The organism is Nostoc parmelioides FACHB-3921 (assembly GCF_014696625.1).
GTDB classification, from domain to species: domain Bacteria; phylum Cyanobacteriota; class Cyanobacteriia; order Cyanobacteriales; family Nostocaceae; genus Trichormus; species Trichormus parmelioides.
The window spans coordinates 10,327-36,939 of record NZ_JACJQL010000021.1; the positions used below are offsets into that span (position 1 = coordinate 10,327).

Annotated in this window: 17 protein-coding genes and 1 pseudogene; 6 read left to right on the top strand and 12 right to left on the bottom strand. The window is 37.8% G+C overall.

What is annotated here, in order from left to right:
• Positions 1–189: 189 nt before the first annotated feature.
• The 3 genes from H6G14_RS15410 (at position 190) to H6G14_RS15425 (ending at position 10,013) form a co-directional block, all read left to right on the top strand.
• Positions 190–7,944: a hypothetical protein gene (locus H6G14_RS15410; protein ID WP_190568240.1), complete on the top strand. Its 7,755-nt coding sequence runs from the start codon at positions 190–192 to the stop codon at positions 7,942–7,944.
• A 7-nt stretch (positions 7,945–7,951) separates the two neighbouring features.
• Complete coding sequence (locus tag H6G14_RS15415) at positions 7,952–8,722, top strand: hypothetical protein (protein WP_190568241.1); 771 nt, start codon at positions 7,952–7,954, stop codon at positions 8,720–8,722.
• Between the two features lie 502 nt (positions 8,723–9,224).
• Complete coding sequence (locus H6G14_RS15425) at positions 9,225–10,013, top strand: response regulator (RefSeq protein ID WP_190568243.1); 789 nt, start codon at positions 9,225–9,227, stop codon at positions 10,011–10,013.
• 4 nt (positions 10,014–10,017) lie between these two features.
• Here H6G14_RS15425 and H6G14_RS15430 read toward each other — a convergent pair whose 3' ends face one another.
• The 3 genes from H6G14_RS15430 to H6G14_RS15440 are packed head-to-tail and all read right to left on the bottom strand — an operon-like array spanning position 10,018 to position 12,431.
• A complete protein-coding gene (locus tag H6G14_RS15430) occupies positions 10,018–10,638 on the bottom strand; it encodes a DUF6753 family protein (protein WP_190568244.1) in 621 nt (206 codons plus the stop codon).
• 55 nt (positions 10,639–10,693) lie between these two features.
• A complete protein-coding gene (locus H6G14_RS15435; RefSeq protein WP_190568245.1) occupies positions 10,694–11,500 on the bottom strand; it encodes a hypothetical protein in 807 nt (268 codons plus the stop codon).
• A gap of 22 nt (positions 11,501–11,522) precedes the next feature.
• On the bottom strand, positions 11,523–12,431 hold the full coding sequence (locus H6G14_RS15440; RefSeq protein ID WP_190568246.1) for a P-loop NTPase family protein: 909 nt from the start codon (positions 12,429–12,431) through the stop codon (positions 11,523–11,525).
• Positions 12,432–12,744: 313 nt separating this feature from the next.
• On the opposite strand from H6G14_RS15440, the pseudogene H6G14_RS15445 reads away from it, so the two are divergent.
• A pseudogene (locus H6G14_RS15445) lies at positions 12,745–13,686 on the top strand (RpnC/YadD family protein).
• Between the two features lie 69 nt (positions 13,687–13,755).
• Here the strand turns inward: H6G14_RS15445 and H6G14_RS15450 are convergent.
• From H6G14_RS15450 to H6G14_RS15460, 3 genes are all read right to left on the bottom strand, one after another.
• Positions 13,756–14,037: a hypothetical protein gene (locus H6G14_RS15450; RefSeq protein ID WP_190568247.1), complete on the bottom strand. Its 282-nt coding sequence runs from the start codon at positions 14,035–14,037 to the stop codon at positions 13,756–13,758.
• Positions 14,038–14,159: 122 nt separating this feature from the next.
• Positions 14,160–16,361, bottom strand: coding sequence for a hypothetical protein (locus H6G14_RS15455; RefSeq protein WP_190568248.1), 2,202 nt, complete (start codon positions 16,359–16,361; stop codon positions 14,160–14,162).
• Positions 16,362–16,918: 557 nt separating this feature from the next.
• Positions 16,919–18,103 carry a ParB N-terminal domain-containing protein gene (locus H6G14_RS15460; protein WP_190568249.1) on the bottom strand — a complete coding sequence of 395 codons (1,185 nt, stop codon included), beginning with the start codon at positions 18,101–18,103 and terminating at the stop codon, positions 16,919–16,921.
• Positions 18,104–18,623: 520 nt separating this feature from the next.
• Here H6G14_RS15460 and H6G14_RS15465 point away from each other — a divergent pair.
• Positions 18,624–19,076, top strand: a complete 453-nt coding sequence (locus H6G14_RS15465; RefSeq protein WP_190568250.1) for a helix-turn-helix domain-containing protein — start codon at positions 18,624–18,626, stop codon at positions 19,074–19,076.
• Positions 19,077–19,161: 85 nt separating this feature from the next.
• On the opposite strand, the gene H6G14_RS15470 is transcribed toward H6G14_RS15465, so the two are convergent.
• The 5 genes from H6G14_RS15470 to H6G14_RS15490 form a co-directional block, all read right to left on the bottom strand.
• On the bottom strand, positions 19,162–19,668 hold the full coding sequence (locus H6G14_RS15470) for a hypothetical protein (RefSeq protein WP_190568251.1): 507 nt from the start codon (positions 19,666–19,668) through the stop codon (positions 19,162–19,164).
• A gap of 271 nt (positions 19,669–19,939) precedes the next feature.
• Positions 19,940–21,205 carry a hypothetical protein gene (locus tag H6G14_RS15475; protein ID WP_190568252.1) on the bottom strand — a complete coding sequence of 422 codons (1,266 nt, stop codon included), beginning with the start codon at positions 21,203–21,205 and terminating at the stop codon, positions 19,940–19,942.
• Between the two features lie 271 nt (positions 21,206–21,476).
• Positions 21,477–21,956: an AAA family ATPase gene (locus H6G14_RS15480; RefSeq protein WP_190568253.1), complete on the bottom strand. Its 480-nt coding sequence runs from the start codon at positions 21,954–21,956 to the stop codon at positions 21,477–21,479.
• 21 nt (positions 21,957–21,977) lie between these two features.
• Positions 21,978–22,442 carry a hypothetical protein gene (locus tag H6G14_RS15485; protein ID WP_190568254.1) on the bottom strand — a complete coding sequence of 155 codons (465 nt, stop codon included), beginning with the start codon at positions 22,440–22,442 and terminating at the stop codon, positions 21,978–21,980.
• Positions 22,432–24,603 carry a DNA translocase FtsK gene (locus H6G14_RS15490; protein ID WP_190568255.1) on the bottom strand — a complete coding sequence of 724 codons (2,172 nt, stop codon included), beginning with the start codon at positions 24,601–24,603 and terminating at the stop codon, positions 22,432–22,434. The genes H6G14_RS15485 and H6G14_RS15490 overlap by 11 nt, the downstream gene beginning before the upstream one ends.
• 55 nt (positions 24,604–24,658) lie before the next feature.
• Between H6G14_RS15490 and H6G14_RS15495 the strand changes: the two genes are divergently transcribed.
• Positions 24,659–25,786, top strand: a complete 1,128-nt coding sequence (locus tag H6G14_RS15495) for a hypothetical protein (protein ID WP_190568256.1) — start codon at positions 24,659–24,661, stop codon at positions 25,784–25,786.
• Here H6G14_RS15495 and H6G14_RS15500 read toward each other — a convergent pair.
• Positions 25,777–26,601, bottom strand: a complete 825-nt coding sequence (locus tag H6G14_RS15500) for a glycoside hydrolase family 24 protein (RefSeq protein ID WP_190568257.1) — start codon at positions 26,599–26,601, stop codon at positions 25,777–25,779. The genes H6G14_RS15495 and H6G14_RS15500 overlap by 10 nt on opposite strands.
• Between the last annotated feature and the right edge of the window lie 12 nt (positions 26,602–26,613).

Genomic DNA, 26,613 nt, shown 5'->3' on the forward strand with positions numbered 1-26,613 from the left:
CTTTAGGAAATATTTTCTCAGTAAAAATTGCAATTCATTGTATAAAAAGTCATATTTATTTTGTAGATAGAAATTAGAAATTTGTTGAATAGATTACTGATAAAGAGAAAGTAAAATTAAACTCTACGGGTATTTTAGTGCCAAAAAGTAAAAATTTATCTTTAATTTTATAAGTTTAATTGTTCATATATGACAATTCAAGCTAAACATTTTGACACTAGATTAAATCAATTGATTCATACAGATGGTAATACAAATAATCCAGATTCGCTCTTAAAAGAAGAACTTAATAATACCCTATTAGAACATTTCTTTCCTGGGGTAAACTTTTCGTTCGGGCATATGGACGAAAAGTCTACTGTGGAACAATTAACTAATCATCCTGAAGCTCATAAATTATTATTATCATCAAAAACTCGGTTATTATATGGCCCCGAAGAATGCCTAGATACAATTAGACAATTATGCCCTGATAACAAAGATAGAGGTGCTTACGGGTCTATCTTTCTTGGTTCATGTAGAAATGCTGTCAATAAAGAGTTAAATATTTTAATAGTTGATGATAATAATGGTGAAAATGGCGGCATTATCAGTAATGACCAAGCATATCGGTTAACAGGAGACTGTTACGGACAAATATCAAAAGAACTGTATCACGAATTAACCAAACATCAAAAAGGTGATAAATATCGAGTAATTCAGCACCGCTTCGGTTGGACTGATCGAGACGGAGATGATCAGAAATACCGTTTTGGTAAAGGTACACTACGCCCTGCTAATCTTGAGCAAATCCTCAATTATCAAGACTCCAATAACTCAACTAAAATTGATCTAATTCTTCCCTTATCTGCGTTCAAGGGAACTGATAAAGACAATCCTAATGGCCCGACTAAGCCTCAAATTAACCCTGGATTGTACAGGCAAAATATCTGGCTAGGTGAAAAATCACAATCTGAACTCGGCAAGACAGCTATATCGCAGTTACTCGCTTCATTCCCTAACGGACTGAAAGACTTTACAGAACAGCTAGAACTTGAAGCCAAAAAGCTTAAAGAAGCACAGGATGATCCTCGGCAACTTGCACAACTTTACTGCGAAAAGTACGAGAAGCGGAAAGCCTTTCTTGAAGAACAAGCAAGCACACTAGAAGAACAAGCAGCAGAAGATCCAACATTAGCAGAAGAGTTAGAAACTTTGCGCGATCGCATTGCTACTGACTCGTTTATTTATAAACTCATCAAAGCTGACCTGCAAGGAGAGGGGCAACTTCTCGAAATTGAGAAAGTACAGCGCGAACTCGCGCGGTTCGTCCAAAACGAGTGGAAAGAAATCGCCATCGGCAAGACGTTAACGTTTGAGCGAGCAATGGTCATTCCCTCCAAAGACCTGCAAAACGGGGAAATTTCCATACCGCATTATCAAGATAGTGAAGAAGTTCTCAACTTCCGCTCCCCTTTCCTCAACTCAAATGGTCTGTGCGTCTCAACTAACAAAATTGTAGAAGATATCCTTGGGCCTGATGGCCAACCTCTCGCTGGTGCGATCGCTGTCTCGGACGAAACAAGCGATCGCATTTACAACCGCCTCAATGAGCAAATTAAATCTATCCTGTCAGAAGCTCAAGGAAAAAATATCCACTTAGAAGGTATTGAAAATTACTTAGACCAAAATATTAGTAAGCTCGAAACTCAAGATAAAATCGAGTTTACCAACAAATTTAATCAGTATATTTTAGAACTAAAATCAGCTGGTTATGAATTAGATATTCTTCCTCAAGAGTCCGAACAAGAGCGTCAGGCACGCGATTACGATGGTGATTGTATCGGCTTCGAGCGGGCAACCAAGTATCCCAACCTCACCACGGAAGCAAAAGAGCGTAACCTTCCTGAAAACGCCTACGCTCCAACTGTCAAACTTAAAAAACAATCTTTTTACCAAGAAGATGGCAGTCAGCCAGAATTTGAGGAAATCGCCATCCACATGAGCGATGGCATTAGTGTGGGTGTTATCAACAATCACCTTACCGCAATTGAGGCGTTAGAGTCAGAAATTACGATTCTGAAAAACTTTGGTAGTGAAAAAGACTCAATTGACTACGTACAGCAGGTAGCCAAACACTACGAAGATTTATTCAAAACAGAAGCCTGGGCAAAATCCAAGGGTATTGAAGGGAAGGAGATTCCAAGCAAGTACCGCACTTACATGGAAGAGTTCATCAAAACTGTTCGACAAAAACCCTTAAACCAAGGCAATGCAATAGCGGCGATGAACATTAATACCCAAATGTACCGTGAAATGATTGCCGAGGCAGCATTTCAAAATCAAATTGCAGTTGACCTTTTCAAGAGTGCCAAAAAACCTGAAATTGAAATTATTCGCAATAATAGTCAGATTCTTAACCGTGAAGTCAACTATATTAAGGATAAGAAGAAAGATGTCTATATTGACAATATAATTCAACCGACAGGATATTCTCCTGTTGAATTACTAATTGCTCAAACCAATCAGTATTTTGAAAAAGCTCGCCTCGAATCGCGTGAAATCGTTCAATTTCAAGCTTTATTTAAAGGGATTGAATTTTCTCACGAACAGCGATTAAGAGCTACCCTCATCAAAAAAGAATTTGACAAATCATTTAACCGAGCAAGTGAGCTATCTAAACAAAAAGAAACTGAAAAAGGGCCGTCTGTAAATATTACCCTTGCCAATGGTAATCAAGTAAGTATCACTAATCTTCTACAGTATGATAATGAATTTATCTGGAAAGCTAATACAATTACAATAAAACTATCAGAAATATCCGAAGATAAACGCAACAATAACCGCCCACATAAATATTTAGTTTATGCTCAAATTAACAATGAAAATGAGAATGGTAAACCCAAGTTTAGAAAATTAGGAACACTGGCAAGGGAGCAAGAAAATAAACTCGAAGATATAGGAATTACACTTGGGCAGGAAGTAAAATCTAACAAAATATCATTCCAGCCTGAACTAAGCGAAGGTCAAATTAAACTTCTTTACCAAAAATCTTACCAGATAGCAGAGGAATTTTATAATTCGATTTCAGAAGACCAAAAGCTAACAATGGCAGCCGCCACCTGGGCGGTATCAACTACTCGTGAGACTGGTAATGATAAAAGTAGCGATCGCCAAAATAAAGTTTCTAATTTCGCCTTTGCTGCCTTTCCTCAAGAGATTATCAGTCAGTTAGATACACTCAAGTTTACCGAGTTTAGTATCACTGGGTTTGACCGGAATAGTGAGTTTTTTAATGACAACCAACCTCAGAGTATTCGATTTAATCTAGCTGAAGATGGAAAAAGCGTAATTGAAATCCAGAATCAAGAGGGTAGTTACAAAACATTTGGAAATATTGAACAAAGTAACGCCCGGCTACCAATTGGTACTATTGCTATTGGCAATATTGAAAAAGGTGAAATATACACCACCTCTGTTAGAACCAAAGTACCCGGACTACCAGAACTCACTTTCAAAGTAGGCGAAGTTAATAAGTTTGGAAATTCCCAAAGGTTTAATAATGAACCTGTAATGTTAACAATCGAAAAGGTTGACCTGATCAGGGAAGACTATACTATTTATCTTCAAAATGGTAACAAACCTGAAAAACTAGGCAATATTGATAAAGAATCAATTAAAGAAGGTATTGCTCAAGGCTGGCTAGCAGAAAAGCCTGGGAATGGGCAACAGTTACAGCTTAAAATTCAAACCATCATCACTGGACAAAATGCCTATGCTATAGCAGAGACATCTCAGAACAATTTGTTAAGAATTAATATTACGAATCCAAAATACAAGAAACAGGAGATTAACAACCAAGCATTTCAAGAAACTCTAGTTCGGGCATTTGATAAAAAGCACGTTTATATTGCTAAAATTGGCGACCAATCACTCGGTATTATTGGTCAGCATAATGAACGTCTCGAAGCTGATTTAAATAAAGGGAATATACAAAAGCAGTGGCAAAGGAAAGAAAGTAGCACTGTACAAAAATTAATTGATACGGGCATTATTCGCCCAAACCAACAACGAACCACTATCCCTGTACAGATTACCAGTAATGAAAGTACCTGTAAAATAATAATTGATCCAGAAACAGTACAATATCCCGACAAATGGGTTAAACGCAGTCAGCTTATAAGTAATGAAAAGCCTGTCAGAGACGAGCAGCAAGAAGAACGTAACCAAATTCTCGGTAAAATAAACGAACGCCCTACAATCATGTTCCAAGATAAAGAGCAAAAATTAGTAGGGCTTTTAGGATTAGCAGTTGATGAAAATCTAACCGAAAAAACCAAAAAGTATCTCGAAAAAGTAGGAGTATCATACGAACAGCTTCCTATATCACAAGCTCGGTTAGAAGCCAAAAAAGGAATGACTGTATTCGTACTTGATGAAACTACTATCAGCAGCGAATTAAGACAAACCTTTATTAACCGTGCTGGTGGTCATATCAAAAGTGCAGATATACCCTCACAACCCACTCCAATTATTGCCCAACAAACTGTATATTTTTATAATCCAAATCAACAATATACTTCCCAGGATGGAGCGCAGGTAGAAACTAAAGAAGCTTTTGGATTAGTAGTCCCCGCACAAGACGCGATCGCTGTAGCCACTTGGTTAGAATCAAAATCTACTGAAAACGATTATTTTATTGAGAGTAACACAGCTACATTTATTTTTAATAAAAATGAAATTAGTGAAGAAATAACCGAAGAATTAAATACTTTGCTGGGAGAAGCTATTAATATTGGTGAAGTTGATGGTTTTGACCGCTACGAACAGCTTAGTGCAGAGCTAAATCAAAAAATTGCAACTGAAGGTAGTCTTTTAAAATTAAACCATATTCCAGAAAATAGTGATTACCAAAAAGCTCTAAAAGCACTTCCTAACCGTCCAAAAGAACTCAATCAAAAAGATTCTCCAGTACCAATTATTCCTGCTAAAGCTTTATCAGAAAAGAATATAACTAATATTCAATTAAATACTAACGCCACAGTTGCAGAAATTTCACAAGTCTATCAAAACGCGGTTGAGACACAAGTAATAACGGATATACAAGCAGAAGCTAAGAATCAACCAATATTACTACCCAACTCGCGTCAAGCCGATCCAACTAAAGCTATCGAAATATTGGGTAAGATAAGCGAGAAAAAAGTAGAACAGCTGCGATCGCATCTTGAAACCCACCTCAAACCTATACTTGAAAATGACAAATCTAACTATGCACCACTGAGACAAGTTGCCTGGATCGGTGCAAAATGGGACTTGAAGGATAAAGACTTCAAGCCAGGGGTGCAGGACGACAAGTTGATGGAACTTGTTAAGCAAGTATATCCTGACGCTGATATTGTGCTGGTAACTTATTCCGAGAACCCCGGTGCTGGGATTAACTACCACCGCGATGACTCCTACGCCGCGACGGAGGCCCGCAGCATCAATATCGGAAATTCTGACTGGGGCTATCGCGCTGCTAAGGAACGAATGGCATGGACTAGGGAAGAGAATCAGGACGCACCATACCAAGAGTTTAAACTTGAGTCAGGTACAGTAACCCGCTTTAACTGCAAGAACGAACACGCTGCACTGAATACTGAGGCTGGTAGATGGTCTATCAACATCTGGTCAATTAAAAACGATTTGGGCAGAGAAAACAGCGTTCGCCAAAAATTTGAGAACTTCCTCACCTCAAACCAACCTCCGCGTGCGGTAGTCCAAAGCAACAACGACCTCACCATCAAAGCTAACGAGTGGACACCAGGGGGAGAAATTAAAGTAGAGCGCAGTTACACCAGCCTCAGAGAAGTCACCCAAAACATACCCTCACACCCTTCAAACCAACCAACTGTCGAAGAAATTATCGCCATTGGCAATTCCACTGCGGCACGCGCTGCTAATCCTCAGATTCCAGACAACCCAACTATATCTGGAAAACCAGTTCCAATGGTTTATTCGCTGCATCTGCACGGCGAAGCTGTCACAGTACCAGTTAACACAACCATCGATGCTATGCGCGGACACGGTAGGATACACACTACCAGAGGTGTAGACTACCAAAAAACTTATGGTATCAAAGAGGGAGATATTGCGATCGCCCAAGGTAAAAACGGCGAGCAAGTTGCGTTTCGGGTAGGTAAGCAATACAAAATTACCACCCAAATGATTCAAGACCCAAGTTACCAGCAAGCCTGGGCGAGATGGGAGAAGCATTCACCAAAAGAACTGACCCAAACTCAAGCGAGTAAGAGTCAGGTATATGGCTTATTCATGGAGCCACTAGGAGATTATGTCAATGGCAAAATTGTTCCGTTCCCAACCATCCAAAAACAAGCCGCAACTCCAGTAAATATCAGCACCGACTCCAAAGATGGGCTGGGAGTAGCACTAAGTCTTGCCACTGCACTCGCCAAAGAACAAGGCAAGCTGCAAAACGATTACCAAGTTTCAGTCAAAAATAATCCAGAAGCCCCCGCCGGGCAGTATGGAGTAGAAACCCATGTCCAAAAACCTCAAGGGGTAGCATACGCATCCGCCGAACACGCATTTAATCACCAAAAGCAGTTGCATCCATCAGTTGATGAATACCAGCTAATGGTAGAAGTGCTTCAGGCTAAACTCGAACAACACCCCCGGCTAACTGAGGCGATCGCCAAACGTGGGGGAATCAATTGGTTAGAGAACTGTACAAGCATAAGTAACGCCCAGGATCAACAGTGGGAGGGTAAGGGTAAAGAATCCGCATTTATTCAAGCCCTTAGCGAAGCGTATATATATGTAGTTGCAAAATCACAACAAACTACAGTACAAACCCAGCAGGACAAGTCCCAACAGACTGCTCTGCGGCCCACAAATCCACTCTCCCAACTCGAACCTATAAACGCCGCCGTCGCTGAACACATGAAAAAAGACATTGCGATGGCCCAAATAGCTACCCAGTTTATCGGTAAATCAGCTGCACCCCCCGGTACACCTTCAAGCACACGAAATTACGAGCAAGCATGGGGGGAACGCGCCAACACAGGAAATTACTCAAAAGAAGACATCATTATGGTGTCCGGATCTGGTCCGTGGCGTGGAGTAACAAGCGAGCAAATTTCCCAAACCTTTGAAAATCACTATAAACCCTTACTTGATAAGGCAATAGCAGCGAAAAGCTCTTTTCTAGTTGGAAACGCACAAGGAACTGACCAATTAGTTCAAAATTATCTTCAAGAAAAAGGGTACAAAGTTGAACAAACTTCCCAAGGATACGCAGTATTTAATCCTGTAGAAAACACCAAAGTTAGTAGCGATATTATTTCTAGCAATACACAAGTATCAGATAACTTATTAATTGCTAAAGACAAGAACATTTTTTCATCACAACAAAGCCAACAACCAAATATTGACCAAGCACTCGCATCACCTGCTCAACCCAATATGCAGCAGGTTGGAGCGATGGATAGCATTATCGAGCGGATGAAAGCTAATACGGTACAAAATCTCCAAGACTGGTATATAGCAGCTGAAAAACTCGGTAAATCAGACACATATCTCAATAGAATTCAGGAGGTAACTAATTTATACATTCAAGAAAATATTAGTCTTGAGAATGCTTTTAAAGCAATGGAACAAGACATTAATGAATTAGAAAAAGTTAATAAGATGACCAGTCTTGCTCAACGTGTAGTTAAGACAATTGGACAAGAGGATATTAATGGCATTATGTCAGTCCAAACAGAAAAATATCAGATTGCTACTCAAACTCAAAATCAAACTTATTTAGTTAAAGATAAAAAGGATAATATCTTGTTATATGTCAAACAAGGAAAAACTCAAGTAAGTAACATTAGTGATGAAACATTACAAGATTTTCAATTTATGAGTGATCGCATCAATAATGCACTCAAAGATGTCAAAAAAAATTTAATAGAAAGGTAACTTTACTATGAAAGAACTAATCGAGTTTCCAGTAGAAGGTTTAACTCCAGCAATGCAAGCTTGTCTCCTCAGAGAATTAATCGCACAGCTTAATATACCTGATGAGAAATTTGAAGAATCTGCAAAAAATCCTCCAACTGCTGAGGAACGACAAGAGGCTGTGTTAAAGTTAAATTCAGAAATGAATAGAATCAGTGAAATAGCACAAGAGGAAGTAAAGTTAAGCTCCACAGAAATTGAACCTATCAATTTTGTTAATCCAGTTAGTCCAGAGTCATCTTTACAATCCGAAGTAAGCCAGTCTAAAGACAATACAATTGAACCAGATGTTCTAAAAAATTTTACAGATAAAAATGACGACAATAATGGCAACTTAGTAGAAGAAAGTCAACACGATAAAGTGCAATCTCTTATCGCTAATTTACAAATTCAACAATTTGTTATTCCTGTAATTTTAGACCGCTTAAATATATTTGGGAAACCAGATAAAGAGACACAAAGTATCATTTATAAAGGTGAGGCATATACTGCAAGTCTCAAATCAGAAGAAGATTCACAAACTCTTAGCCTTGATAGAAATTCCCCTGATTCAGAAGCAAGCCAAGAAGCACTTCTAGCATCTCGTAATAATAGCTCAGAGAATTACTCTATCATCATCAATAACCTTACCCATAATGAATTTGAACGGTTTAAGGCTCTGTTCGATGAGCAACAAGCACACTGCGAACACAACCAACAACAATTCAAAAACCAGGATGCTGTTCAAGAGATAGATTAGATTAAATCAACCCAAAGCACACACCATACGAAAAAGCTATAAACCCCAAAACTAGCTTGTTATTAAAACTCAAGGGAGTTTTGGGGCAAATAACAACCGCAACAGAAAAATAGTAAAAAGACGCAGTAAAATCAAACAAACTCGTCGGGTTAATAGGTAATCTACCTAACCCGACCAAACATAGCATTCCTATTAAAGACCAAACAACAATATTTTCTATCCATCCTAAAAGTTGATTAAAATTCATAAAAAAACCTTTAGACTCCCTAAATTTGATAAATACTATTAAAACTAAAACCGATCAATAAAATTCCCTAGTAAATAGATTACTTAATGAAAACTACATAAACCACCCCATCACTTTGTAAATTTTTTAAATTTAAAAATAAAGTTTTTAAATAAGCTGATTAATTTATAGTAACTGTAAAGATTAAAAAACAATAAAAAGTAAGTGCTATAAGTATTATTATCAGGGACAATACTAAACCAAACAGTATGTAATATGAAACCTATTAATGTTGTCATCATTGAAAATGAGAACATATCTAGGGTCGGTGCGGCGATGATATTATCTGAAACTGGTAAAATCCAGGTATGTGGCCTTGCTAAAACCGGAAAAGAAGGAATAGAAATTGTTGACCAACAAAATCCAGATATCGTGGTGATAAATATTGATTTACCTGATATCAATGGCACTGATGTCATAAGTTTAATTAAATGCAAACACACGTCAATTAAAATAGTGGTTATGACTGCAAATAGCAGCCGAGATACCATTAACGCAGCAATTAGTAATGGCGCAGACTGCTACTACTGTAAAAATAATGCCAGAGAAGAAGTAGGAGAAAGATTCATTGAAGCAGTAATGGCTGCATACAATAATGAATCATGGATTGACCCAACTATTAATCGCATTCTGATTGATAATCTGAGGTCAAATGACACAGCCGATAGAAATTCACTAGATTTGTTAAGTGATTTCTCTAATAAAGAAATTACAGTTCTTAAATTAGCGGCTGGTGGCATGAAAAATAATGAAATTGCCAATGTCATGTATGTTTCCGAAGGTACAGTCAGGTCATATTTACATAATTCATTTATCAAGTTAGGAGTCAAAGATAGATTAAACGCTATCCGGGAAGCTATCCGCCTGGGAATCCTCAGCTTTGCAGACATGAAAATCGAAGAAGAAGTTACTCAAGAAACCCATACAAGAGTCAAAACCAACCAAAATAGTCAAAAGGATACAGCTAAAACGAGTAATAAGGGATACAAAGGCTGGGTTGCCTAGAGAGTTAATCAACTGCAATTATGCAGCCACCTGAATACTTCTTCTGCTGACGGCAAGTTTTAATGATGGCAGCGTTTCTAACATAAATACTACGTGCTACCTTACCTTCATTAGATTTGGCCCAATCCAGAAGCTTTTTATCTTCAGGTTGTAAAATAACAGTTCCAGAAGCCGCCTCCTGAAAAGTTACACTTTCAGCAATAGTTTTGTATGTAAAAACACCAATTGCAGATCCCAAAGCCAGTACAAAACCCAACACTCCCGCTACTTGTGCCAATCGCCAATTACTTACGCCTAAGAGAGGCAATGCCCCACCAGCTTGCTTAGTCATCTTAATTAAATCATTAGCGGCTTGGGCGATCGCACTTTTTTGTTGTTGTATTGCCACCTTAGAAGCACTATTTAACTTATCGTCCACCATGTCAGCCCAACCCACCACAAGCGAGTCAAGCCTACCGGGTAGTTCCTGCAAAGCAAATTGGGTTGTACCTAGTTCCGCGTATAGATTAAACAAGGGATCGTCAGGCCGAACACCTAATTTAAGTATCCAATCAGTAACCTCTGCTTTCTTTTCTTCAGAATATTCTGCAATAACTTTTTCAACAACTTTTGCAATATTGGTCATAGGTTGTTTCAACAGTTAATTTAAAACCTCACTGTTAATTTGGTAAAGCTAATACTTACCATTCCTCAAATTCAATATCTTCAGTTACATCAAAATTGGAAGGATTTTGTTGATTGCTACCTACAAAAGCTAGCTTTCTACAGTTCTTACTCAATCCTAAATAATTAGTAGCTATCTCATTAGTCACAATGGAATTATGAAAATTCTCCATCCAGTTGAATACTATCGAACGCTGAATAGTATTAAGAGGAGAGTCAGTTTCAATAAGTTGAGCATAGGGTAAACCAGTATCCTCAAGCAACTGGTAAAAGTCGTTATGCAACCCGCCCAAAACTAGCTCCAAGCCATTTAATTTTTTAATATTAGCTTGGAATCTACTACCTTCATAGTATCGAAATTGCTTGCCAAAGTAATAATTTTTGATAACAATATAGTCAACTTGACTACCAAAATGCTGGTATAAATCCTCAAGATAATCTTCAACACAGTCTTTACGATGTGATATCGGGTGCAAGAAAGTAACACGATATCCGAGATGGTTAAGATTTCCTATCAGTGAAACATCTTTATCAAAAAACTTGAACTCCTGATGGTTTTGACCTGGCATATCTGTCAAAACTACATCAATATTTGGAAACATTTCTAAGTCAAGTAATAATCTATCCGAATCGCCCCTAGACAATCCCAAATGGTTTATTTCAAAACCTTTTGTTTTATACATCGATAGCTTGTTACGATAACCGTGGTAGAAAACACGCGCATTGCATTTACTTCTCAAGTACAATTCCAGCAAGAGCCGAGAAACTGTGGACTTACCCACACGAGCATCACCCGATGTAATTATAAAACGCTTTCCAAACATAAAAACCAAGCAACCTATTCAATTAAGCAGCTATATCTTCAGATGGTAAATTTGCATCTTGGTTTTTAGCTTTTTCTTTTTCTTCGTTTTCTCTAAGCTCTTTAGATTTTTCCACAACTGCTGGGTAGTAACAGTCATCTGGTTGTATATCAAAACCCAATAAATTAAATGCTGGCTTAATTTGTGCTTCAAACTCAGCAAGCCAAGATTTAATTCTTGACTTAATTACAATATTTGTTTCTTTATGAGTCTGACCTTCATTAAAGGTTAAAGCATGGCGGTCAAGAAAGTCATAAGACTTGTAGAATAAATCTGGCATTACAAGTTCTATTAGACCTTCCGCAAGCATATTTTGACGTAGAGAAGAGTCATTATATCGCTCAAACTTTTCTTCTTCACCATGAAACAGATTTTTGACAACAATATAATCTACTTGGTCTTTACAAAGTTCACGAAGTTTTTCTAAAACATTTATAGAATCAAGAACTCTACTAATCACTGAAACCATTGTTACTCGACAATTAATTTCAGTTTTCAGAACTTCAAAAAATGCAAGCTCTTTGACATAACTTTCAAAGAACCCTCCAGATTGTGCAGGTAAGTCTAATAATGTGATAGGACAATCACTCTCATCTAGATTAATTAATAGATCATCAGCACCACCTCTATGAAAAATATCAATATAACGTATTATAGGGCGGTAATCTTTTTGAAAATACCTTTCTATCTGAGGATTCCTTAAGTCAGCTTCATAAGCTACACAGGGTAAATTTTTATTAATGTAAAGTTGAAATATTGCTCGTGCAAAGGTACTTTTACCCACGCCACCTTTATCACCTGTTATAATTATCAGTCGCTTTTGAGGTTTACCATTAGTATTGGAGGAAGTATTATTTGACATGGCTGGTTGTTCTTTATTTTTTCGGCTCATAATATTGTTTACAAAGTGACTAAACTTTGTTGTGTTAGGTTAATGTCAATATAAATTTTTAATTTGTAAACAAAAATCAATAAATTAAACTAATAAAATAGAAAAATCAGCAACTATATTGCTCAATAAAATTTGGCTAATTTATTTTGAATAAACTACTTTGAGTATGCAACCTCTCGCTCAAAAAGCCAAGCAACAAAATTCCACATTAAACCAACATTTGTTGATATGTAAATTAGTCATAAATTTTATGTCGTTTAAAGTAAATTGACTTTCAAAAAAGGCATTATGATATTTTGATAGAAAATAATCTATGAGTGAAGTAAGAGCAGATTATGATGGTGCTTGGAAGGAAGGAGTAGAACAATACTTTGAGGCGTTTCTGGCATTCTTTTTTCCAGAGATTCAAGCAGAAATTGACTGGAAACGAGGCTATGAATTTCTTGAGCAAGAACTCCAGTAGTTGATAAAAGAATCTGAAATTGGTAAACAATTTGTCGATAAGCTAATCAAAGTTTGGCTAAAAGATGGAAAGGAAACTTGGTTGCTGATTCATTTGGAAATTCAAAGTCAAGTAGACCCCAACTTCCCTAAACGGATGTTTTCTTACCACTACAGAATCTTTGACCGTTATAACCAAGAAGTTGTGAGCTTGGCAATTCTGGGGGATAATCAAGCCAATTGGCGACCGCAAGAATATAGTTATGGTCGTTGGGGATGTCGCCTTAGTCTTCAATTTCCCATTGTGAAACTACTGGACTATGAATCTCGTTGGTCAGAATTAGAACAAAGTGATAGTCCTTTTGCTGTACTGGTGATGGCGCACCTGCGGACACAAGCCACAACTCAAGATTTAGCAGGCCGATTGCAATGGAAGTTGAGCTTAATTAAACGAATGTATGAGTTAGGCTATAGTAGAGATAAAATCCAGCAAATCTTCCGGTTGCTAGATAGATTAATGACTCTACCACCGGAGTTAGACTTAAATTTTCAAGCCGAATTAGAGCGTTTTGAGGCTGAACAGCAAATGACATACATAACAAGCGTAGAACGCATAGGTATAGCAAAAGCTACCCAGAAATATATTGCTCAAATCCTAACAATTCGATTTAAAGATGTTCCTACTGAATTAGTAGAAAAACTAAATGAATTATATGACATTGAGTTATTGAATCAATTGTTAGAAAAAGCCGTAACTACAGGTTCAATATCTGAGTTTGGGCAACAATTAAGTCAAGAAAATACAGATACATAGTGTTAAAGTTGAATGGAACGCTGGCCGTATAGTCATAAATTCTAACTACCAGCCAACTTTTTTTTGCTTTCAAATACAAATTAATTCTCCAATCAAATCCGCTGCCCGTTTTCCATATTTTTGCCGAATAGCGTCCCTGTACGGCAAGCAATCTTCACTTAAAAAGTCGCGGATAAATAGAGAAAAATTAAATCCTCTTTTCGAGTCCACGTATTCTGCTAATTCAATATTAAACAGTGATTTAAATTCATCCTCTCTTTGTTTGAGTGCTGAATATTTAGTTAAATTATTGGCTTGGAAGATTGGTTCAACTGCTTGATTAAACAGTTTTTCCATTAAGATATCTTTCATATATCCTTCTATATTTTTGTACCCAATTTTACTCACAAATATAATAACTTCTGTAAAGCTGAATCACCTCTTTTTGTGCAGTTAAAATCTAAAATAACGAACATCTTACCGCCTGATGTCCCTCATCTTTTCCAAAATTTTTCGCTTTCCAACTCCAAGGAAAACGGTAGACACCCAGGATTGGCAGTCGCCCACTCCTTAGCTTCTGCAATTAGAGTTTCGTTACCGGAATCGAGGTAGAATTGCATTTTGGCACGTTGCTCTAAGCGATCGCGTTCTTGAGTGTTGAGAATATGTCCCGTAATTACGCAGTATTGGCGCACCTTAGCCTTAGCTTGGGTTAAAGCCATTAGCCGTAGTTTTGTCACTCGCTTGAGTTCCTCAATGCGGTAGGAAACATCAGTAGTCTCGTCACTAACAGATACACCGTGCAAGCCGTTGTTGGGGTTTTGGAGTGGTTGTTCTAGTGGAACCGCAGCAGGTATCGAAACTACACCCAGCCCGTTATTCTTCGTGTTAGATAAGTTTTGGTTATCAACTTTTGACGACGTGCCGGAGCTACAGAGGTATATAAAATCCTGATCAGAACTGAATTGATTTGATTGTAAAATATTTGTATGAACTGAATTCTTTAATTGATTGCTGGTTTTATTTGAATTAATTTCAGCAGTATTAGAAGAATTTATGAATTCAAGATTTTCCGCAGGGTGGATTAGAGCTGAGTCTGACTGAGAAACATCGGGTTGTTCAACAAACCCTGCTGACTCCAGCCCTTGGGGGGCTGTAGCAGCAGGAGGTAAACACTTACAAAAAACCTTCATATAAAAAGAATGACCGTAATTACTTATTCCACAAGGATTTTGAGTATCGTGTTTTACAAATAAGCTTTGAAATTCGTAAAATTGCCCGTTCTCGCTTGATTGATAAGGGTTTAAGCTATTTTCTGCCCAAGGGTCTAAAATGTAGCGTGTGGGATGCCACAAATGTAAGTGCTTTTGTAGTGTCTCTTGAGAGATAGTTTTGTTAAAGCGGCGTTTATACTCAGCACGTATAGCTTTTGCCCGTTCAGTAGCCCCTGCTGGTAACCCACTATCCCACTCTATTGCTGTTACTACTATCTGGATGCGTCTTTGGGCTTGTTGGCTACGTTCCCAGTTCTGCTGGTGGCGGCGGTCAAATAAAATTACGTTATCTTTGGGTTGATCAATCCTACTAACACCTGCTATGGCTTCTGCAAATGTGTTGGCGAATGTACCCAACAGCCGGTCGGGATAACTAACGTAGGCACTGTACCATTTGTTACGAATTGTGCATTCTACCCAATGCCGTACTCTAGCTTCGATTTCATGTTGGTGTCGGCAATATTGCTTATAGCCAGGGGCATTAATTGCGGTAGAAAGGCAAAATTCGACTAATTTATCGCCTCTTAAGTCTAGAAAAACGATTCCGTAGCCTGCAAAGATTTGTAGGAGGGTGTTTGTTTGTCCTTGTCCTGTCCAACCGATCGCAATTATTTCTTCCCAGTTGGCACGCCACTGTGCAGCATCAGCAGACTCTTGCTTACGATATCTCTCCTGTGAAATTTGTTTTTTGGCTTTGTTCGCTACCCGTTTTAATTTGGTTAAATCTTGCCGACTGGCCGCGCGATCGCAATAGTCGAGGAAGATAGAAACGGAATCGCTAATTGGTTGTAAGTCATCATCAAGTAAAAATGACCCACTACCCGGTTGCATGGGACAACGGATGGCTTTGTAGTTGATTATTTGTTTGGCACTATATGGTTTAGTATTGGGGAAGATTTCTAGGTGTCCTTGGCGCAGGATAAAGCCTGCATTTCTCAAAGTAATTTCTAAGGCGCAGGCTAGGGCAAAGGTAGGCAGGAGAGATGCAAAGTTTAAAATCAAATGATAACCACCACTAAAGCTGGACTGGAGAATGACGATATCGACTATGCCGATTTCCTCTAGTGCCGCTTTGATGCGATTTATAGATTCAATGTTATGGCAGTCACCAAAAAAGTCTAAATCGATTGTCGCGTAACGGGTTGTGTTGTCAAAACGCAGACCTACTAGTTTTGACTTATCTTGGTGCAGCTTCCACAGTTGGGAAGGTTGCAGGTAATAATCGATGGTACGCCATGCTGGTTTTGCACCTTCTACTAAAGAAGGGGCAACTATCGCCCCAAATGGATGCCAAAAACGCTCTACGTAGCGTTTACCCAATGATTCTGCGGGCAGGTGGGGTTTGATTTTCTTTTTTACAGGCTGTGAAAGACTTAATTGGGGCCTGTTATCAACATCTGCCCCGAAATCTTCTTGGAACATGAGTGACTGTCCTGATGGTTTTAGTGCATCAGGTAGCCTCGCTGTTGGTCAAAATGTGTTAGCCTAAATTTGAAATTTTTGTTTTATTAAGAAGCGGTTGGTTATCCGCTTGTTGGAGGCGACTGGTAATCGTCTCATGGTTGAAAGCAAACAGAGGTTATACTTGTTTAGGCTTAGACATACGTAGGCTTAGGCTAAGATTTAGTCCAACACGCTTCACCAACAACAATGCGGCTACCCAACTTTTTTTTGAGAGCTATTTAAATACGTCAGTTCTAGCGAAGTTGTGACTAAATCTAGAAAATAGTTTTGGAATAAGAATGCAAAGCTAGTAACACCTAAAAGTGTCACCAAAAACTGGCAGAGGTTAGTACAATGGGTGAAGATGAAATTACACTCCACCAACGAATTTAAAAACAAAAAACAGTCAAATATATCCATACGAGTTCAGCACCCAAAATATGAACTCGTACTGCAATCAGTATTGAGATGCTAATCTATTAGGTAACGTTAAATTGTGGGATAAATTCTCTGCTAGATTAACTGCTCACAGCTACCTATGCAGCACGAACATTACCCTTTTGTCTATTTGTAGACACTTCCATTGCTTGCATTTGGCTCTTATAGTCCTCCCAAGTTTTTTCAAATACATCAGACTCATACATCCGCAATAAAACCTCCTCTTTATCAGTTAAATTGGGGAGTTTTAACAACTCCGCTAAAGATACCTGAACTGGAAAAACATCCCTAAACTTTTCCATTAAGTGAAGTATTCTTGCTCTCTGTTCAGCAGATGGTTCATCTTGCAACTCTGCATCAATCTGTCGCGGACGTAGATTCACGATTTCTAGGTTCATATTTACTAAATTCCTCAATCCAAAGACAACAAATTCATTAGTTATACCTATAACACGCCCCACAATTTCCAACTCTGTCCGCAGTCTTTCCTTAAATTGATATACTTGACCAATTTGGAAACGCCGAAACGGATTGCGATCGCCATTCCGCATCCAAGCGATACCATCACTTATACTACCTATCTCATCTGCTTCAATTAGGTCTATAACCTGGTTACAGATATCTTGATTGCAAACGAACTTGTACGCTGCATCAATACTTCGGTTAAATTCCGCCTCCAGTGCAACAACTGCCTTAAATTTTTGCAGTTCCCTTAATTGAGAAATATATTCAAATACTTTTTTACCCTTGTGATAACTGCCAACACTTATCCTTAGATTCTCTGAAACCTCCCGAATTACAGGTTTGCCCTTATTTAATTGAGAGTTACTCTCATCTATCGAAGTGTTCAAATTTGAATACTTCGATTCATTCAAACGACGAGCGCTTTCCCTCTGTCTTTCTTTCGCTTGGGGACGAAGTACGCTCTCCCAGTACTGCCCTTCGTGAAATTTTTGGTAATGAGTCTTTCCGCCTTCGCGGTGGAGATTAAAATCAAGCACTAATTTCAAATCCTCTTCAGGCGAGCCAGACTCGACAAATTCTACTTTCACAGCAGAAATTCCCAACTGGCGAGCTATCTGCAAACGACACTTACCTGCCAAGACCACATTTACACCAGTGCGTGCAGTTACCTTCAAAGATTCCAGAATCCCTTTTTCAGAGATACTTTTTTCCAAAGCGGGACGGTTCTCATTTTCACCGTATATTTCTATCAGCTTCGGATGAACTACTAACTCCGCAGGAGAAATATATACAATTGCCGGACTATGCACCTCAGACATATTGATACTCCGGGTCACAAATTGCCTAAAAAAGATAAGTTCAATTTTGAAAAGCTTAAGCAGAAAGTAGAAAAACTCAAGCAGCAGGACTGATGGCACTTTCTCCAGTGGATGAAAGTGCTATTATTAGAAAATAATTAATTTTTGTAAATAATGAACAATTAATTATCAAACAATCTCCCGAAGAGAATTTTCGCAGTAGAAAACTATTATTATTAACCCATTTAAAACCAATTTCATTGAAGAGATATTTTTTGGTGTTATTTTTGGGAAAAATACATCTACCGAAAGAAAGATTTGTAAAACTGGCTAAACTCATGATATGATGTCTCTAGTTAATTAAATTGACAAAACAATGTTCCGCCTTGTTTTACTAACAAGTGGGCTTGTTTTCTCCTCAAAGCCCTGTTTGCACCAGGGCTTTGGGTGGGTTTTTAGAAAAAATGAACGCTACAAAAAGAGTATATCAGGCTTCATTCCATTTGGCAAAATTGTACAGTAAAGAGGGGTAAATTTTTAGATGCCTCATCTTCAGATATTAAATTCTCTTGAAAAACAAGCACTAGAGTACATAGCGGCAACGAGCAGCGATGAAGTTAGCAAAAGAGCGAAAATTCTGCTGGGGCTAAACGAAGGCAAAAAATATGTAGCTTTAGCCCAAGAGATTGGTGTAACCGAAAACTCAATAGCAAAGTGGAAGAAAAGATGGACATCAAGTACCATCTTGTCAGAAACCCAGGAGTCGGCGATCGCAAAAGCTGATGAAGTATTGGGTGTCAACGTAGGCAGACCTAAGAAGTGCAAAAGTACAGAGGCGAGCAAAATTGTCGAAATCAGCGAATGGAGCAAGAACCGAAAACCTAGTCGTTCCAAGCACCACTACCATATGCAGGTAGCAGAAGAAGCCGCTAGGAGAGGTTTACCAACACTATCGCCAAGAAGTATAGGACGCATTTTAGAAGCTCAACCTTAATAGAAAGAGTCATCAAGCAAGTATTATCCTAGCCCAAGGGAGTAGTTTTGCAATCCCAGTTTTTACCGAGGCTTTTCATTACACTCTAAGCAAGCATTTCCACACACTCGACCACTTGAGCAGAGGTCACTTGTTGCGCGATCAGAAAGTCAACGAGTCCATCGAGTTTTTTACGGTTGTAGACGGTAGAATAGCCTTGAATTCGGCATTCTTTGCAGAACTGTCGCAGTTTCCGCGCACCTAAATCCAAAAGCTTCTTCCTTTCTTCCTTAACATCTACCAGCACAAGCTGTCTAGCTTCATCCGCAACCCCAGTTTCAGCAACTGGCGGTGCAGTTTCAATAATCGAAGATTCTGGTTTAGAAAATTCTTCCCGAACAGAAACAGCGCCAACACCAGTCAAATCCCCATGAGTTTCCAAAACTGGCAACTCTTCAGAAATCACCCCAACGCTATTACTAACTTGAAGTGATACTGATTGAGCAGGGACAAATATCACATAGAAGATTGGGAAGACCATCAAAAACAACTCGATTGGAAACAAAACATCGTTAACAGATTGCACAAAAGGCGATATTGCAAAAGCAGACATAGTGTGATTCCTCCATGAATTACTGATGGGCGGCGTTTAGCGGCTTACCACCCAGTAGCGGGGGAAACCCCCGTACTGAGTGAAAGCTTTTATACGTATCCCAACCAATAGCAGGAGGAAGGAGGATAAATTGCCTTTTTAAGCAATTAGATGAACTAAGTTTTCCAAAATTTGCAGTTGTTAAATTGGAGAAATTACCAGTTCAAGATACAGAAATTGCAAAAATGCGATTTTTCCGGCTTGTACTCACAGCTTTGAGAAACTTCCTTATTCATTTCAGCACTCCAAATTTTTTACTCTTAAGGTAGTTAACGTAGCTAACCAAGTTGTAGTTATATCTGAGTTCTTGAGGAACGAAAGTTGAGTAAGGATGCAGCGATACACCATCACGGCGAAAGCGATGACAGGGCGCATATATATCAAAAAAGATAGATATTTCATCACCATCAACTTCGATTTGAGCTATGCCCTTGAGTTCCTTTGCAAACTCTAAAACTCGTCCTGATGCTACGTAGTCAAAGACCACTACATTTCGAGTACGGAAATACTGGATGTAAGAAAGAAGTTTTGCTTCCATACCAAGCTCAAGCAGTCTGTCAGAATGTTTAAGCAAGATACCGGAATAGGAGAAAGAAAACCTACGGTTAGCGTATTCATCCCACAAGATAAGATTGCCGTAAAATTTGTAAATATTCGCTTGATTGGACGATATTTCTCTATTTAAATTTTCGACAACAGCATCATCTTCAAATGGAAACAACGCCTTACGTTCATCCCATTGCTTATCTGGACAGCAACTATTTTCAAACCATCCATGTGGATGAATACCACAAACAATATTATTGGCACCATGCAGTAACTTACACCCAGCACATACTTGCAAATAGCAAGAACTAAATTCTTCACTATTAACTGCATTAATATAGCGTCGGTGTATATCTAAATGCTCCTCTAAAGCTTCACAAGGTAAAGGTTTATATGAGGAGAATGTTTGTCCAATTAATCTGTCTGGATCTGTTTCATCATAGATTACTGCCAAGTCGTCAATTTGGTGAGAACGTAGTTCTTCGTAAAGTACGGATTTCCGATATGGTTCTTCCTCAAATCTACAAATAACCAAGCACTTTGAATCAGGATGTCTTTCAAAATTTATCACCGTGTAAGTGTAAATTGAAAGCAGACAATCAAAATTTTCAAAGCTCTCAGTTTTTATTAATACAAGCGGTTTTATGTCAGCTATTTTTGCAGTTTCTCTACTCGAATTAGTTTCCTCCGATTCTTCAACAACGCTTAAGAAAGCACCGCCCAAGGAAGCAAGAATAACTCCGGTAAAGCCTAATACAATAGCACCAGTGCCAATAGAGGCAATTTGTTCGGAGCGTTCTTTCTCAACGATTGGGAATCCGCCCTTAGCTAAGTACAATAAGCCCAAACCAGAAAAAGTTGCTACAGTGCCTAAAGCAATAGCAGTCAAAGACACCATTCCAAAAGCAGCATTAAGGTTTCTCAAGCCATTAAACGCAAACTTCTTCAACATAATTCATCCCTCCAAAATGCAGGTCACAAGATTTTTAATTACTCTCGCCCCGGCACAAATTGGGATTTGTTGAGAACTACGCTACTAACCTACCCCTTACTCTATTAACAATTTCAAAACTATTTAATAGATTTGTACTCGTTAATTTTCAGTCTCAGTAGTAGTTTCATTCCCAATGGTGATAGCAAGAGTCGAACTTGCTTTGTTGCTTAAAACAACAATCTAACCGAACTGGAATATCACCAAATAACAATATCTAGAAATAACATATCTACTTTCCAAAAGTCCAAGTATTAGTTTCGTTCAATTCCAATTCTTCAAAACAATTAACAAAACTCGGAAAGTGAAAATATCCTAGCGGCATCCGAGATATTAATAGTAAAGAAAAATTTTCTAGTTTAGCTAATTGTTGTAATCTCAATAAATCGTCGCTAAAACTATCGCTAACAAAGTGCAATCTATCAAAATTATCAATCACAAGTAGTCTATTTAACCCATCAGATAATTCGCTTACTATATTTTGCCAATCCTGCTGGTAGTACAAATCAAAACTCATAGGAATAACATCAAAGAGATGAGCCACACTAAAAGGATACTCAAGATTGAGATAAACAGACTTTAAAGTAATATCTTTAAGTAAACAGTTTTTAACAGTAAAAGTTTTACCAATACCTTGTTTACCCCATAAATTAACATTCTTGCCTACATTTAGCTTACCAATCAACCAAGTATATTCTTTATAACGTAACATTACTACTATCCTTTAGATAAACTACAATTGTTTTGAGATTAAATATGTAATTTTTTGATTGTGTCTTTCTAAACTACTTCTGGAGAATTGGTTAGATACAATAAAGTTCTCTAATAAAAAATCAGGTGATTGTGAAAGTCTTAATAGCACACCATCATCACCACTACTGCGATGATAATAATGTACAACAGGTGATTGGATAACTGTCAGGTTATCGTTACGAATTGCTCGCCCTGTAACTAGCCCATCCATGATAAATTTAGCGGCAGCAGCTACATTATCACTATCTCGTGCAAAATTTTTGAGATACCAATGAAACTCAATCCAAACTGTACTATCTAAATAAAATTCACATTCTCTAACAAATTCACCAATTAAGTTTGTCCAGTACTTCTTAAGTTCAGCACTAGCTTGCCAACTCGACCGTGCCTGGTTGATAATTTCGTTCATACAAGGGGGTAAAGGCATGGTCAGTTCAAATATCATCTTCACCACCACCTTTAAAGTTATTTAAAAATTCTTCGACAACGTTTCTAAATTTCTTGTATGATCTACCATCTTGACGGGATAAATTGAATACCGCTTTGACAATTTCATCAAGTTGATAGCCCTTTTGATGCAAATTCATAATTGAGTTTCTTGCTTCTTCGTCAAGCTGCACCTTAAAACTAAAACTGCCCTCAAAATCAGTCTTAGATTGCTTAGTTTTAGTAGCAGTAGTGGCTTTAGATTTACCATTATCATTACTCTCGCCATACAAACTAGCGACAAATTCATCAAAGTCTAACCCAGATTTCCATGCTGTATAAGGATCGTTCTGGTTTTTTGCTTCCAAGAGTAATTGCTGGAAGTATTCAGGGTCTTCATCGTCAGCAACATATAAAGCTTGGAGTCGTAAAACTTCAGTCGTCTTGTACAAAAAATCACCGTATCCCAGCAAATAAACTGCACGCTTGTCTTTATCGTCCCCCAGGATAATACAACTATCTTCAGGACGGGTTGTAACAAAGGCTGTCTTCGCTGGAAAGTTGGAGCGAATCAACGGGTCTATCACGTTTTTGTCAGGTCGTTGAGTATATAACAATACATGAATCCCCGCACCACCCGCTTTTGCAAGCAACTTCATCAGCGCAGTCTCAATGCGATCGCAATAATTATCATCGGAAAGTAGGTCAAAACACTCGTCAATTAGACAAATCACTCGTGGCATGATGCAATCAGGTGCGAACCGTGAGTTGTACTGTGCGATCGTTTCAATACTGGTGTGGCGCTCAAATTCTTGGTAGCGCAATTCCATTTCTTCGACCAAGTAATCGAGTAAGTTAGCGGTAGACTCTGCATCACGCGCAACTGGGGCTACAAGATGGGGAAGCCCATCAAATTTACCAAAGGTCACGCGCTTAACATCTGAAAGTGCCAATCGAACAACAGAAGGGGGATATCGTCGCACCAAATACAAGATTGCGGCTTTCTCAAATTGCGATTTTCCACCCCGCGTCCGCCCACCACCCAGGATATGAGTCACGTTATCGCTATAAAGGGGAATTTCGACATAAGTGCCATCAACATCAACACCACCGGGGATAGACACCGAATAAATGTCAGGTTCGCCGTCAAAAGTAAAGTAATCACGGAAATAAGCAAATTGTCTATCTAACCGGGGTATGTCAAATACAACTCCCCCAGGCACTACACTCACCATTGGCGCAACTTTTAAGCCTAATTCTTCACCAAGCTGCTGTACTAAGTCATTACCTATGTCTTCTACTTTCTTGTAACTAACACCCCGTCCCAGTTTTACCCTAATACGGTTAAAAGCAGGGCCATTTTTGGCATCAACATACTTAGCATTAATATTAAAATCTTCTAAAGTATCAACTAATAGTTTTCCTGCTTGTCCCATAGTTAAAACATTTGAGCTAACAATCCCATTATTAGCAATTTCACTATTTAAATATTTAGTTTCTTTTAAAAGAATTGAGCCATCACCTGTCACTTTTAAATCTAGTGGTTTACCTGTGGCACGCGCAACAAGCACTGCCGTTCGACAGCAATAGTTTTTAATAAATTTATCTTTAGATTTATTGGCTAAATCAGTAAAATAACTAACTGGTTTATTATTTAATAATAAATTATAAAGGTTCTCTTGAACTAATTCATACCCAATCTGCTTAAGATAAATATTTTTTATAGACTCAATATATTCAAATAAAGATTCAATTGGCGAACTACTAACTATCTCAATCATTTTTTGATACACGTTATTTTGCTCCCACTGTGATGGCATTCGATTGAGATGGATATATTCAAGTGCATAACGTACAAACTCATACTGATTTAAAGTACAGTGTTCTGCACATACTGATAAGATTTCATCATCGTTTGTACCTGCAATTACTGATTCATATATTACCTGAAATAAAAATTCTAAATTAAATTCAACAACTGGACGTGATAATTTTGCTCTAAAGTCAATCTGCTTTAAAACAGTTTCAGCATAAAAAACCATTGCATCCGGTAAAGCTTCCTGTACATTCTCTACAATCTCTTCATTGCTCAAACCATCTTGTTTGGCCTGTACAATTGCAGTCCAAAGCTGTTGTTTTTGAAATTCAGTATTGTTGTTATTAATATACATTTCTAACATTATTTTTCTCAATTATTAGAATGATAAAATTGAGTTAAATACTAAAAAATTCACTATGAGAAATTGGAATAGGTGGAATGCAGAAGAAGAAAAACTTCTTGCTAGATTAGTTACAAAATGCTCAAATATTGATGAAATACATCAGGAATATTTTCCATATAGAAGTAGACAATCAGTAAAAGGAAAACTGAGGTTACTAGGATTAACACTTGAACCACAATGGACTGTCGAGGAAGAAGAAATATTACATGAACTTTACTCTGAGCTATCACCAAAGATGATACAATCTCAGTTCATGCCTCATAGAACTCTTCCCGCAATTCACGCTAAAGCACAAAGACTTAACCTAAAACAACGCCATAGATGGACAAAAGATGAAATACTATACCTCAAAGATAACTATTTAACTGAAACTTATGAGGTCATAGGAAAAAAATTAGGTAGAGACGAAGCAGGGGTAAGAGCGAAAGCTCAAGCAATGAAATTAAGAAAACTTGAGTCGTACACAGTTAATCATAATTATTTTAGCACTCCAAATTTAGAAAATTGCTATTGGGCAGGATTTTTAGCAGCTGATGGATGCATAAATTATTCAAGTCATGGTTATATTTTAGAAGTTGGACTACAGGAACAAGATTTAGAGCATTTAACAACATTAAAGGATTTACTTGAATGCGATCGTCAAATAGCCGAAATGCATAACTCTAATCAAAAACATCAATATCCATTTGGGAAAAACTACACGAATGGTAAAGCCTTTAGATTGAGAATAAATAGTAAACAAATATGTGATGATTTGATTGGCAGATTTAATATTACACCAAATAAATCTTTGACTCTTAAACCTCCTGAGCTAGATAATGAGCAATTGATAAAAGCATTCATTATCGGATTAATAGATGGGGATGGTGGCGTAAACTTATTCAAAGTCAAAGGAAAAGTTAATAGCATAGAAATAGACCTCACAGGAACAATAGAAGTACTCAATTGGGTAAAAAACTGGTTTGATATTTGGGTTCCTAATAATCATTACAAATGTGCTAAACCCAAACAAAGCATGAATTCAAAAGCTTATCGATATCATGTAGCAGGGAAACGAGGAATAGAATTATGGAAAATACTATCCCAAGTTAATGTACCTAAGTTAAAACGTAAATGGCACAAACCTTTACCCTATTTTTGACCTCCATAAACTACCAACATTTTTTGATAATAATTACGTAACTCTTCTAAAGATTTTGGATTTTGATTGTACGAGTTGCAAATAAGACTGGCCCATACCCTACCTACTTTGCATACAGCAGTATCAAATCTTCCTGCTTCAATGTCACTTAAAGCATTATTACGACGAATATATTCAATTGCCATCTTGTCCTGAGAAGCTGGACTAAAATCTTTTAAGTTTAACTTTGGTTGAAGGTCATACCAACTTATATCCAACATTTGATAAGCACCAGCCGCAGTCGAACAAACATTTTTACCATTAATAGGAGCGCACTGTTTCTTTAACGGGTGCGTAGAAAAATCATTAAAAGTTCCGTTAAATACTAACTTGCGATAACTTTCTGGCTCACTGGTTCCTGTTTCTGCCCAACGAATTGTTGCTAGAAAAGCACTCAACCGTGGTGAATAAAGATGTGGTAAGTAATCTCTTGCACTAACTCTTCTTTTTAAACTATTTGACGACAATGAATAAACACCAGTACTTTGAGAAATTGAAAAATAAATTCCCAAAGTAATTAAAGAAGCAGTTGACAAATGAATGGGTTGAAAACGGGATATAAATTGATGACGAGGACTGAAAATCAATCCTACTAAACCACCAACAATAAACCCAAATTTCCAACTATCAACTGCCTTACTAAAACTACGCACTTGACAGACAGTATCTGCACCCTTGGATACCAATCCACATGGCAGTGAAGCTACTCCGAAAGAAAATGCAACAGAGCAGGCTGCACCAACCACACCTGATATAAAAATCGGTACAATTTGCATTGCTCTTGCCAA

Excerpts from the sequence above, each read along its gene's own strand:
- H6G14_RS15490 (WP_190568255.1), bottom strand. The coding sequence starts at position 24,603 with ATGTTAGAAATGTATATTAATAACAACAATACTGAATTTCAAAAACAA.
- H6G14_RS15450 (WP_190568247.1), bottom strand. The coding sequence starts at position 14,037 with ATGAAAGATATCTTAATGGAAAAACTGTTTAATCAAGCAGTTGAACCA.
- H6G14_RS15460 (WP_190568249.1), bottom strand. The coding sequence starts at position 18,103 with ATGTCTGAGGTGCATAGTCCGGCAATTGTATATATTTCTCCTGCGGAG.
- H6G14_RS15440 (WP_190568246.1), bottom strand. The coding sequence starts at position 12,431 with ATGAGCCGAAAAAATAAAGAACAACCAGCCATGTCAAATAATACTTCC.
- H6G14_RS15435 (WP_190568245.1), bottom strand. The coding sequence starts at position 11,500 with ATGTTTGGAAAGCGTTTTATAATTACATCGGGTGATGCTCGTGTGGGT.
- H6G14_RS15485 (WP_190568254.1), bottom strand. The coding sequence starts at position 22,442 with ATGATATTTGAACTGACCATGCCTTTACCCCCTTGTATGAACGAAATT.
- H6G14_RS15425 (WP_190568243.1), top strand. The coding sequence starts at position 9,225 with ATGAAACCTATTAATGTTGTCATCATTGAAAATGAGAACATATCTAGG.
- H6G14_RS15495 (WP_190568256.1), top strand. The coding sequence starts at position 24,659 with ATGAGAAATTGGAATAGGTGGAATGCAGAAGAAGAAAAACTTCTTGCT.
- H6G14_RS15410 (WP_190568240.1), top strand. The coding sequence starts at position 190 with ATGACAATTCAAGCTAAACATTTTGACACTAGATTAAATCAATTGATT.
- H6G14_RS15500 (WP_190568257.1), bottom strand. The coding sequence starts at position 26,601 with ATGCAAATTGTACCGATTTTTATATCAGGTGTGGTTGGTGCAGCCTGC.
- H6G14_RS15470 (WP_190568251.1), bottom strand. The coding sequence starts at position 19,668 with ATGTCTGCTTTTGCAATATCGCCTTTTGTGCAATCTGTTAACGATGTT.
- H6G14_RS15415 (WP_190568241.1), top strand. The coding sequence starts at position 7,952 with ATGAAAGAACTAATCGAGTTTCCAGTAGAAGGTTTAACTCCAGCAATG.
- H6G14_RS15455 (WP_190568248.1), bottom strand. The coding sequence starts at position 16,361 with ATGTTCCAAGAAGATTTCGGGGCAGATGTTGATAACAGGCCCCAATTA.
- H6G14_RS15465 (WP_190568250.1), top strand. The coding sequence starts at position 18,624 with ATGCCTCATCTTCAGATATTAAATTCTCTTGAAAAACAAGCACTAGAG.
- H6G14_RS15430 (WP_190568244.1), bottom strand. The coding sequence starts at position 10,638 with ATGACCAATATTGCAAAAGTTGTTGAAAAAGTTATTGCAGAATATTCT.
- H6G14_RS15475 (WP_190568252.1), bottom strand. The coding sequence starts at position 21,205 with ATGTTGAAGAAGTTTGCGTTTAATGGCTTGAGAAACCTTAATGCTGCT.
- H6G14_RS15480 (WP_190568253.1), bottom strand. The coding sequence starts at position 21,956 with ATGTTACGTTATAAAGAATATACTTGGTTGATTGGTAAGCTAAATGTA.